Here is a 10,321-nt window from a genome sequence, read left to right as displayed (position 1 = left end):
TCAGCCTCCGATCGTCTCGGTCTCGGTGCCGCCGGCCCACTGGCTCAGCTTGAACACCACGAACTCGGCGGGCTTGACGACGGCGATGCCGATGTGGGCGATCACCATGCCGGCGTCACGTACGTCCGGCGGGTTGGTCTCCTCGTCGCACTTGACGAAGAACGCCTCCTCGGGGCTGCGCCCCAGCAGCGCGCCGTCGCGCCACACCCGGGTGAGGAACGCCCCGATGTCGCGTCGGATCGAGCGCCACAGGGTGAAGTCGTTGGGCTCGAACACCATCCACCGGGTGCCGTTGGCGATGGCCTGTTCGATGGCGATGCTGAGCCGCCGCACGTTGAGGTAACGCCACTCGCTGGCCTCGGCGGCGAGCGTACGGGCGCCCCAGACGCGGATGCCCTCCCCGGCGAAGTACCGGATCACGTTGACGCCCTTGGGGTTGAGCACGTCGTGTTCCGGTCGGGTGACCAGGTAGCCCAGGTCGACGGCGCCGCGTACGGGTTCGTTGGCCGGTGCCTTGTGCACGCCGCGCAGGGCGTCGGTGCGGGCCCAGATGCCCGCCAGGTGCCCGCTGGGCGGGGTGAGTTCCAACTCGCCGCTGATCGGGTCGCGTACCCGCAGCCAGGGGTAGTAGAAGGCCCCGAACTCGGACTGCCGTGGCCGGTAGGCGGCGCCCTCGTGCCCGCCGGAGCCGCCCGGCTGGCTCGGGCCGCCCGAGCCGCCGCCCGTACCCCCGTCGGGCTTGGGGGGTTTGCCGGAGGACGGTGTGGCGACGCGAGTCAACGCGGAGATGTCGTCGATGTCCGGCGCCGGGTCGCAGATCGCAACCATGGTGCGGGTGCGTTCGGCCATGCTGAGCAGCGCCTCATGCGACACCGGGTCGTGGAAGCCGGGGGCGGCGATGATGGAGATCTCGTCGACGGCTTCCAGGAGTTGCAGGCCACCGCGTCGCTGCCCGGTGCCGGTGATCGCGCCGCCCTCGCCGACGTTGACGACCCAGCAGCGGGCGCCCCCGTTGTCGAGGAATCCGAAGACCGCCCGGGCGAGCGGGGTGCTCTCCACCCGCTCACCGCCGGCGAAGAGCCGCAGGAACTCCGTCCAGTTGTTGACCGGCACCGCCTTTCCCAGGTGGGCGGAGCGGTCCGGGGCGACGCCGACGAACGCGGCGATGCTGGTGCTCGCCGGGCCGATCGGTCGAGCGCCGCTGGGGACCTCCTCGACATAGATGCCGGGGGAGAAGTAGCTGGGCATCGGTCCTCCTGTGCGGGTGGGCGTCAGTGGGTCGGTGGCGCGCAGACGATGACGAGGTCGGGTTCGGTGGGGTCGACGTCGGCGGTGAGGACGAGCCCGCGACCGGTCAGCCGGAGCCGGACCGGACCCGGGTGGTCGGGGTCGTGCGGGACGCCGGCGATCACGAACCGGCCGTCGGGGTCGGTGCGGGTCGCGGATCCCGTGGCGGGAAGCTCGACCCGCATCGCGGCGAGCGGTTGGTCCTCGGGGCCGACCACCCGACCGGCGAGGGCGCGCACCCCGAGTTGCCGCAGCCGCAACGGTTGCAGGACCGGGGGCGCGGCCGGGGTGGGGTGGTCCACCTGCGCGGCCACGTCGATCAGCAGCGCCGGGCGCGGCACCGCACCGAACGCGGTCCAGAGTGGCGGGTCACCGGCCTCCAGGACGACCGGATACCTGCCGTCGGTGGTCGCGGCGGTGAGCACCCGGTCCAGCCGGGGCAACCCGGCCGGACCGGTCACGCAGAGCAGATAGCGGACCGTGAACCGGTACGGTTCGCGGACCGCGCCGCTGGAGCGGGTCTGCCGGGCCGGGCGCAACTCCAGCGGCCAGAGGGTGAGGCCGGCGGCGTCGCCGTCGGTGCGGGGCGGACCGACCGGGACGGGTTCCCCCACCGCGCCGGTCAGCCAGGAGGCCAACTCGGCGGTGGCCGTCTCGATCGGGCCGCGCCCATCGGTGGTCATCGCGGCGGCGTCCCCTGGATCCGGTACGCGATGGCCTCGTTCCACACGTGCGGGTAGACGCCGATCTCGAAGTACCTGGTGAACCGGTTGATCGGGGCGTTGGTGTGGTCGTGGTACAGCAACCACACCGGGGCGATGGTGAACAGCACGTAGTTCGCCAGCACCAGCGGGATGTAGAGCGGTCCGAGCAGGCGGCCCTGGAAGATGTGCACGTCCTCGTGCCGTTGGATGCCCGAGCTGGCGCCGGCGCAGACGGTGCCGATGGTGGTGGCGTAGCGGGGCGAGACCCCCTCCACCACGCAGACCCGCCCGCTGCCGGCCGAGGTGGGCCGGTCCAGCGAGTGCCCGAAGATCAGGTGTACGGCCAGGTAGATGGCCCCGACGACGGTGTTGAGCAGGCTCCAGGTGTGGTCGACGACGAAGAGGAAGATGCCGCGCGCGTCCGGCGCGTACACCCCGGCGGAGGTCACCGCCCAGCCGAAGACCGCGCCGACCACCAGGCCGACGACGGCGCCGATCAGCAGGCCGATCGTGCCGCCGGCGAGGAAGCCGAACAGGGCGCCGAGGACGACCTGGATCGCCGCGCTGAGAATTCCGAAGACCATGACGTCACCCCTCAGACCCAGGAGCGGACAAAACGGGGTTCGCGGCCCTGCGCGACCTGAGTCGGCGACGCCTGGGTCGCCTGCCGGTTACCGGGTGGGATCTGGTTGATGCCGAGCGCGGCGGAGAAGATGACCAGCGCGTTGAGGAACGCGATGACCCACTTCTCGCCGCCGGCCTCGTCGGCGAACGCCGCTGTCACGTACGACAGCAGGAGCGCGATGCCGATGGCGATCCACTTGCGGGCCTTGTCGCCGCTGGGGCCGATGAGCCCGCCGATGACGTTCGTGGCCAGGAGGGTGGCGGCGCTGGCACCGGCGATGCTGCCCAGGGCTGCCCAGGTGAAGAGATCGTTCACGGCGATCCCCCTTTTCTGCGATGGTGCGACCGGGATGTGGTGGTGGTGAGGTTCGGTGCTCCCAGCGGGGAACACCGGGGCCGGTCGCCGTCGTCTCGGGGGCGGCCGGAGCCGGGCGCGGCCGGCGGCGCCGGCCACCAGGTGGATCAGCCGGGCCCCGGTGCGCCGGCGGGCGGGCCCGCCGGGGTCGGGCCGGGCGCAGCCGGCGCGGTGGGCTGACGGCGGCGCAGCAGGAGTACGCCCACCACGGCGAGCAGCAGCAGAAGGAGTACGCCGCCGCCGACCAGCAACCAGGGGAAGCCGCCTCCGTCGTCACCTGCGGCAGCCGGCGAGGCGGACGGTCGAGGTGGCGCCTCGGCCACGGCCCGCAGCTCGGTCGGCTTGTCCTGGTTGGCGTCGACCTTCCAGCTCACCGAACGGCCGTTGACGGTGCCATTGCTGTCGATCACGCGGCCGGGGAATGTCACCGAGATCTCGAACGACATGAGCTTGAGGAACGCCTGCTGTTGCTGCGGATTCTGCTGCGTGACCTTTCCGCCGTATTTCTTCGGGTCCAGCGGCAGTGTGAAACGGTAGAGATCGCCGTCCCGGACCAGCTTCACGCTCTCCGTGTCGAAACCGGCCAGCGGCGCCTTCCGGTAACTGATCTGGGAGCCGTAGAAAGTGTCGTCCTGGTAAAGGGTCTCCTCACCGGCGGGCAGCGCGGGAATGCTCTGCCGCAGCTCCGCGAAGGCGGCGGGGACGTTCTTGTTCCGGGCGCTCAACACGTTCTTCTGGGCCGTCAGCAGCAGTTGACCGTCGACTGTGTCGTCGGCGTTGACGGTGAGGCCCATGTTGAGTTGCATGCAACCGCTGAGCGCGGCGAGAAGAATGAGACACACCGCGACGCGGAGTGCCTTACCGCGGTTGACTCTCCTGTTCATGGGCTCAGTGTGTGTGATCGCTTTCACACCAGCAGTCAGCGATCGGTCACAAGACAGTCGCCGATTGTACGGGCGCGCTGTCGCCTTCGAACGAGTCCGCCCCCAGCTTCGATAAATACTCTGGAGTGTTGGCCTCGAACCGTTGATCGTCGACCGTAGGCTGACCCGATGATCGTCGTGGCGTGCGTACTCCTGGTGGACCCGGACGGGCGGCTGCTGCTGCAACTACGCGACGGCAACGCGGAACACCATCCGAACGTCTGGGGACTGCCCGGCGGCCACGGCGACCCGGGGGAGACGCCGGAGCAGACCGCCGAGCGGGAGCTGTGGGAGGAGACCGGTCTGCGCGCCGACGGGCCGCTGCGCTCGATCGCCGTGCAACCGCTGCCCGAGTGGAACAGGGTGAAGCACTACTTCCTCGGTTTCACCCGGGCCCGCCAGGAGGACGTGGTGCTCGGTGAGGGCGCCGCGATGGTCTTCGTGCCCGGCGACGAGGTGCTCGACGGCCGACCCTGGACACCGGGCGCCGTCGAGGTGCTGACCAGTTTCCTCACTTCACCCGAGTACGCCGCGCTGACCGGCCACAGTGCCGAGGGGCCGGCTCAGCCCACCGGGGGTCTCCAGTCCGCGTAGCGGGCCATGCTCCGCAGGGCGGCCCGGGCCGGGGTGAGGCGCAACGCGTTGTCCCGCATCGCCACGGCAATCGGGTTGCGCAGTTGCTGGCCGAAACGGCCGGCGACGAAGGAGGCCCGGGCAACGGCCTGGCTGCGTGGTCGACGCTGCTCGTCGTACGCGGCCAGCGCGGCGGGCACCGCTGTGGCACCGGCCGCGCAGGCGGCGCCCAGCACCACCGCGTCCTCGATGGCCTGCCCGGCGCCCTGCCCCAGGTTGGGTGTCATCGCGTGGGCGGCGTCGCCGAGCAGCGCGACCCGTCCCCGCACGTACGTGGGCAGCGGCACGGCCAGGTGGTGGATGTCGTTGCGCAGGACGACTCCGGGTGGGGTCGCCGCCATCAGCGCCGGAATGGGGTCATGCCAGTCGCCGAAGCGCTCCCGCAGGGCCGCCAGTTCGTCGGGGGCGTGGCCGCCGGGTGGCGCGTTCAGCGCGGCGTACCAGTAAAGCTGGCCGTCGCCGATCGGCACCATGCCGAACTCGGCGCCCGGTCCCCAGGTGATCGCGGCCGGGACCGGGTCGGGAAACTCGATCGCCGCCCGCCAGGCCGTCGATCCCGCGTACACCGGGCCGGGGTGTCGCGGCCAGAGCTGGGCGCGGACCCGGCTGCGCAGGCCGTCGGCACCGACCACCAGGTCGGCGCGGAGGGTGTGCGGTCCGTCAGGGCCCTGGTAGCGCACGTCGGCGTGGTCGGGGCCGGACTCGACGTGCTCCACGGCGGCGTCGGTGTGCAGGGAGGAGGCGGGCAGGGCCTCGCGCAGGGTGCGGTGCAGGGTGGCCCGGTGCACACCGAGGGCGGTGGTGCCCAGCTGCCGGACCATCTCGGTGGCGTCCACCCGGGACAGCCACCGCCCGTGCCGGTCGCGGATACCGCCGGGTGCCTCGCCGTGCCCGCCGTCGCGAAGGGCCGGGCCGAGGCCGAGGGCGTCCAGCCCGCGCACCGCGTTGGCCATCAGGCTCAGGCCGGCACCGACCTCGCGCAGCTCGGCGGCGCGTTCCAGCACGGTGACCCGCCAGCCGTGCCGGTGCAGGGCGAGCGCCGCGCTCAGCCCTCCGATGCCGCCGCCCACGATCACCGCGTGTGAGTCACCCATCTCGATCCACCCTTCTACACCTGTAGAAAGAGGATACTACCTGCGGACCTCGGAGAGGGGGAGTGCCGTGACGGCCCGGACGAACCGGATCGCGCTGCTGACCGACGCCGCCATCGAGCTGATCGCCGACGGTGGCATGCGAGCGTTGACGCACCGGGCGGTCGACGGCCGCGCTGGAATGCCTCCCGGCACCACCTCCGCGTACCTGCGGACCCGCCAGGCGCTGATCGAGGCCGTGGTGGGACGACTCGCCGACCGGGACCGCGCCGACCTGGCGGCGTACGACCTGCCGACCGGGCCACCGCCCCCCACCCCGGCTCCCCGGCTCGACGGCACCGACCTCGCCCTGCTGGCCGCCGGCATCGCCGAGGTGCTCGACAGGTGGTTGAGCACCGGGCGTAGCCGGACCCTGGCCCGGTACGCCTGCCTGCTGGAGGCGGTACACCGGCCCGAGCTGCGGGGCATCCTGCACCACGGCACCGGTTTGCGGGTGCAGGCCCGGGACCTGCTGGCCCGCGCCGGGGCCACCGATCCCGACCGGCAGGGCGACCAGTTCGTCGCGTTCGTGGACGGGCTCCTCTTCGACCGGCTGGTCGGCGCGGGCGCGCTCACCGCCCCACCGCCCGGCAGCCCGGCCAGCCGCACCGACCTGAGCGTCGCGGTCCGCACGCTGCTTCGTGCCCTGACCGGAAACTGAAGAACCGCCCGCGCAGGCGTGGCTGTGCGGGCGTGGCGGGTGTGCGCGGCCGTGGCTGCGCGGCCCGCCAGGTACGCCCGGCGCACGGCCGGGTCGCGTGGACCCGGTAAGAACATCGGAATGCTGGCGTCGGCGGGCGCGCCGTGGGGCCCGGTGAGCAGGTCTGACGCGGGCTGGGAGACGATCACCCACGTGGGTCGTGGGGCCGGGGTGTGGTGCTGAATCGTTTACGACATCGCGCCTGATGCGTTCACGGCACGTGCCCGATTCGTTTGCGGCATCAGCTCCAAAGGGGGAGCGGGCGGCACGGGGCCGACCGGCGGCAGAGGGCGGGCCGGCGGCAGCGTGCCGTTCGGTGACGACGTGCTGTTCAGGCCAGGGTGCGGCGGACCGGTCGGCGCGGGTAGGAGAGATTGGGTGATCATGCGGTTCAGCGGCTTGCGGACGGCCGGCGGGCGGCTCCGGCACGGCTGGCGGCCGGTGCTGGAGGCCACCGTCGCCGCGACAGTGGCCTGGCTGCTGGCCACCCGGTTGCTCGGGCATCCGCAACCCTTCTTCGCGCCGGCCGCCGCGCTGATCGTCCTCGGTCAGACCCGGGGTCAACGCATCCGTCGGGCCGTCGAGGTCGTCCTCGGCGTCGCCGCCGGGGTGCTCGTCGCGGACCTGGTGGTACAGGCGCTCGGCCCGGGAAGCACCTGGACGGTCTTCACCGTCATCCTGCTCACCGTCCTGCTCGCGGTGGCCTTCGGTGCCACCGGCGTGACGCTCGTGCAGGCTGCGGTCTCGGCGCTCTACCTGGTGGTGGTCGCCCCACCGGACGGGACGTTGGTGCCGTTCCGCTTCGTCGACGCCCTCATCGGGGGTGTGGTCGCGCTCGCGGCCAGCCTGCTGGTCGACGCCCGTCGCCCGCTGGCTCCGCTGGTCGCAGAGGTCCGGCGGACCTTCGACGACTTGGCCGGGCTGCTCGGCGGGATCGCGGACGCCCTCGACCGCCGAGACGAGGACGCCGCGGTCACCGCGTTGACCCGAGCCCGGGGGATGGACGCCCGCGTGGACGGGTTACGCGACGGGGTGCTCGCCGCCGGCGAAGCGCTGCGGCTCAACGTCCGTCGACGCCGCCACATCGGTCGGCTGCGCTCGGTGGACCAGTCGATCCGGCAGACCGACTACGCCGTCCGCAACGTCCGGGTGCTGGCCCGCGCCGGCGTGACGCTCAGCCGGCTGCACACCCCCGTCCCGCCCGAGTTGGGTGTCGCCCTGCGGTCGCTGGCCGAGGCGGTCAGCCACGCCGGTGCCGCCCTCGCCGCCGACCTGGACGGCCAGGACGACAACGCCGACCAGCGCGCCGCGCGGGCCGACGAGGCGGCGCTGGCCGCCGTGCGCACCGCTGGGCAGCTCTTCGGCACCACCCAGACCCTCCCGTTGGCAATGATCATCGGGCAGGTCCGGGCCACGGCCATCGACCTGCTGCGTGGCGTCAACCCCGAGGACGACGCCGCCGTCCTCGCCCGCGTCGACGAAGCCCTCGGCCTCCCCGCCGTCTGATCGGGCCGTCGGCCCCGCCACGAAGTGACCCGCCGGTCAGGCGCTGGCCCGGGCCACCAGGGCGGACGGGAAGAGGGTCACCGGCGCGGCCGGACGCCCGTCCAGCAGGGCGGTGGCAGCGGCGGCGGCGATCCGCCCCACCGGGTGGCTCGCCGTGGTCAGCGCCGGGGCGGTCAGCCCGGCCAGTGGGATGTCGTCGAAACCGGCCACCGCGACGTCGCCGGGCACCCGCACCCCGGCGTCGCGCAGGCCGGCGATCACCCCGAGCGCGCTGTCGTCGCTGATCGCGTAGATCGCGTCGACGTCCGGCCACTGACGCAGCACCACGTCGGCCGCCGCCCGGCCGCTCGCCGCCGTGAAGTCCCCGGGCAGCACCCGCTCCGGCATGGCGGCCTGACGCATCAGCCGGCGGTACGTCTCCACGGGGCGCTGCGCGCAGGGCAACCACCGGGGGCCGGCCACCATGGCGATGCGGCGTCGACCGGTGGCGTACAGGTGGCGCAGCACCGCCTCGGACCCGGCGACGTTGTCGACGTCGAACGACGGCACGCTCGCCGAGCCGACGCCGATCGAGACGACCCGGCCCCGCAGTGATCGGGGCACCGACTCCAGCAGCTCCTCTGTGGTGTTGACCAGGATCACCCCGCAGACGCTGCGATCGTCGAGCCGGGCCAGCCCGCCCGGGTCGTTCAGCGGCAGCCAGTGCAACGCCACACCGACACCGGCGGGCGTGCACACGCGGGCCGCCGAACCGACGACCTGGTGCACGTACGGGTCGTCCAGCACCGCCGCGCTGGCCCCCAGGACCGCCACGACCATCCGTACGCCGCCGCCGCGGACCAGCGCCCGGGCAGCCGGGTTGGGCACGTAGCCGAGCTGGTCGACAGCCGCCGCGACGAGCTCCCGGGCCGCCGGCGAGGCGAACCCCGTGCCGGCGATCACCCGCGACGCGGTGGACCGGGACACCCCGGCGACCCGCGCGACGTCCTCGAGAGTTGCCGGTCGGTGTGCCGCTGTCGTCATCGTCGCCTCCCCGCCGAGGCCCGCCCGGTCGGACAAACGCCTGCTCACATCATGCCCCGGCGGACACCTCAGCGGTAAGGGGCGGTTGCCGGTTGTGGTGGTAGCGCTCTCAGGTGTGCGATCGTCCCAGGAGATCACCCCGAGGAAGAGGACCCACCCCGTGAGCGCCCCCACCAGTCGACCCGTAGCCCCGGCCGCCGCGCCGTCCGCGAAAGCGGTGCTGCTCGCCAGAAACGGTGTCGCGGCCACCTTCACTCTCAACGGGCTCGCCGTCGGCAGCTGGTTCTCCCGGGTGCCGGCGGCCCGCGAGGCGTTGGACCTCTCCGCCGGCCGGCTCGGGCTGCTGCTGCTGGCGATGAGCGTCGGCGCGCTGCTCGCCATGCCCACCGCCGGGCTGCTCGCCCAGCGTCTCGGTGCGGCCCGCACCGTCACCCTCGCCACCGGGGTGGTCGCGGTCGGCCTGACCGTGGCGGGGCTGGGTGCCACGATGACCGGGTCGTTCGCCGTCGTGGCCGTGGGCCTCGTCGCCTTCGGCTACGGCTCCGGCGCCTGTGACGTGGCGATGAACGTCGAGGGCGCGGCGGTGGAGCGTCGACTCGGCCGCACGATCATGCCTCGTTTCCACGCGGGGTGGAGCCTCGGTTCGGTCGCCGGAGCGGCGCTCGGCGCCGGGGCGGCCCGGTTCGACGTGGCGGTGGGCGCGCACCTCGTCGCGGTGGCGGTGGTCGTGTTGACCGGCACGGTGCTCGCCGCCCGGACGTACTTGCCCCAGGGCGTCGACTCCACCGGCGACCCGGCGGACGCCACCCCGACCGCCCGCCGTCGGGCGCAACTCGCCGCCTGGCGGGAGCCGCGCACCCTGCTGATCGGGCTCTTCGTGCTGGTGGCGGCGTTCACCGAGGGCGCCGCCAACGACTGGCTGGCCGTCGCGTTCATCGACGGACGGGACCTCAGCGAGGCCGCCGGCGCGGCCGTCTTCGCGGTCTTCGTCGTGGGCATGACCGTCGGACGCACCGTCGGCACCGTCGCGCTGGACCGGTGGGGTCGGGTGCCGGTGCTCAGCGGCACCATCGGGCTCGCCGTGGTCGGCGCCGGCCTCGCCGTACTGGCCGGCTCCGGGCCGGTGGCCGTCGTCGGCGTCGCGCTGTGGGGCCTCGGCGCGTCGCTGGGCTTCCCGGTCGGCATGAGCGCTGCCGCCGACGACGAGGCGCACGCGGCGGTGCGGGTGAGCGTCGTCGCGGTGATCGGCTACACCGCGTTCCTCGGTGGCCCCCCGCTGCTGGGGCTGCTCGGCGACGAGGTCGGCACCCTGCGGGCGCTGCTGGTGGTGCCGCTGCTGTTGCTGCCGACACTGCTGCTGGTGCCGGTGCTGCGCCCGCCGCACGCCGTTTCGTCCGCCATAGAAAACTAACCCACCCCGCCGTCGAGCGGTATCG

At 73.1% G+C, this 10,321-nt stretch carries 11 protein-coding genes; 4 read left to right on the top strand and 7 right to left on the bottom strand.

The window, feature by feature from the left end; all coding sequences use genetic code 11:
* From O3438_RS06690 to O3438_RS06670, 5 genes are all read right to left on the bottom strand, one after another.
* Entirely contained in the window at positions 1–1,248 is a 1,248-nt protein-coding gene (locus tag O3438_RS06690) for a phage tail sheath family protein (RefSeq protein WP_269679095.1), read from the bottom strand.
* A 23-nt stretch (positions 1,249–1,271) separates the two neighbouring features.
* The gene (locus tag O3438_RS06685) at positions 1,272–1,970 is read right to left on the bottom strand and encodes a carboxypeptidase-like regulatory domain-containing protein (protein ID WP_269679094.1); all 699 of its coding nucleotides are present in this window, start codon (positions 1,968–1,970) and stop codon (positions 1,272–1,274) included.
* Entirely contained in the window at positions 1,967–2,575 is a 609-nt protein-coding gene (locus tag O3438_RS06680) for a glycine zipper family protein (RefSeq protein WP_269679093.1), read from the bottom strand. Before O3438_RS06680 ends, O3438_RS06685 begins: the two co-directional genes overlap by 4 nt.
* Before the next feature lie 11 nt (positions 2,576–2,586).
* Positions 2,587–2,931, bottom strand: a complete 345-nt coding sequence (locus O3438_RS06675) for a hypothetical protein (RefSeq protein ID WP_269679092.1) — start codon at positions 2,929–2,931, stop codon at positions 2,587–2,589.
* Between the two features lie 146 nt (positions 2,932–3,077).
* Positions 3,078–3,854, bottom strand: a complete 777-nt coding sequence (locus tag O3438_RS06670; protein ID WP_269679091.1) for an LppM family (lipo)protein — start codon at positions 3,852–3,854, stop codon at positions 3,078–3,080.
* Between the two features lie 168 nt (positions 3,855–4,022).
* Between O3438_RS06670 and O3438_RS06665 the strand changes: the two genes are divergently transcribed.
* Positions 4,023–4,487, top strand: a complete 465-nt coding sequence (locus O3438_RS06665; protein WP_269679090.1) for an NUDIX domain-containing protein — start codon at positions 4,023–4,025, stop codon at positions 4,485–4,487.
* On the opposite strand, the gene O3438_RS06660 is transcribed toward O3438_RS06665, so the two are convergent.
* On the bottom strand, positions 4,457–5,620 hold the full coding sequence (locus tag O3438_RS06660) for an FAD-dependent oxidoreductase (protein ID WP_269679089.1): 1,164 nt from the start codon (positions 5,618–5,620) through the stop codon (positions 4,457–4,459). The two genes, O3438_RS06665 and O3438_RS06660, sit on opposite strands and share 31 nt — an antisense overlap.
* A 67-nt stretch (positions 5,621–5,687) precedes the next feature.
* Between O3438_RS06660 and O3438_RS06655 the strand changes: the two genes are divergently transcribed.
* Together O3438_RS06655 and O3438_RS06650 are read left to right on the top strand one after the other, a co-directional pair.
* Positions 5,688–6,317 (top strand): TetR/AcrR family transcriptional regulator, encoded by a 630-nt coding sequence (locus O3438_RS06655; RefSeq protein WP_269679088.1) that lies wholly within the window; start codon positions 5,688–5,690, stop codon positions 6,315–6,317.
* 423 nt (positions 6,318–6,740) lie between these two features.
* Complete coding sequence (locus O3438_RS06650; RefSeq protein ID WP_269683587.1) at positions 6,741–7,862, top strand: FUSC family protein; 1,122 nt, start codon at positions 6,741–6,743, stop codon at positions 7,860–7,862.
* A gap of 36 nt (positions 7,863–7,898) precedes the next feature.
* Here O3438_RS06650 and O3438_RS06645 read toward each other — a convergent pair whose 3' ends face one another.
* On the bottom strand, positions 7,899–8,885 hold the full coding sequence (locus O3438_RS06645) for a LacI family DNA-binding transcriptional regulator (RefSeq protein ID WP_269679087.1): 987 nt from the start codon (positions 8,883–8,885) through the stop codon (positions 7,899–7,901).
* 160 nt (positions 8,886–9,045) lie between these two features.
* Here O3438_RS06645 and O3438_RS06640 point away from each other — a divergent pair, with 160 nt between their 5' ends.
* Positions 9,046–10,296, top strand: coding sequence for an MFS transporter (locus tag O3438_RS06640; RefSeq protein ID WP_269679086.1), 1,251 nt, complete (start codon positions 9,046–9,048; stop codon positions 10,294–10,296).
* The last annotated feature ends 25 nt before the right edge of the window (positions 10,297–10,321 follow it).

This window comes from Micromonospora sp. WMMC250, assembly GCF_027460215.1.
Taxonomy (GTDB): Bacteria; Actinomycetota; Actinomycetes; order Mycobacteriales; family Micromonosporaceae; genus Micromonospora; species Micromonospora taraxaci.
This window is presented reverse-complemented; position numbering and strand designations above follow the sequence as displayed.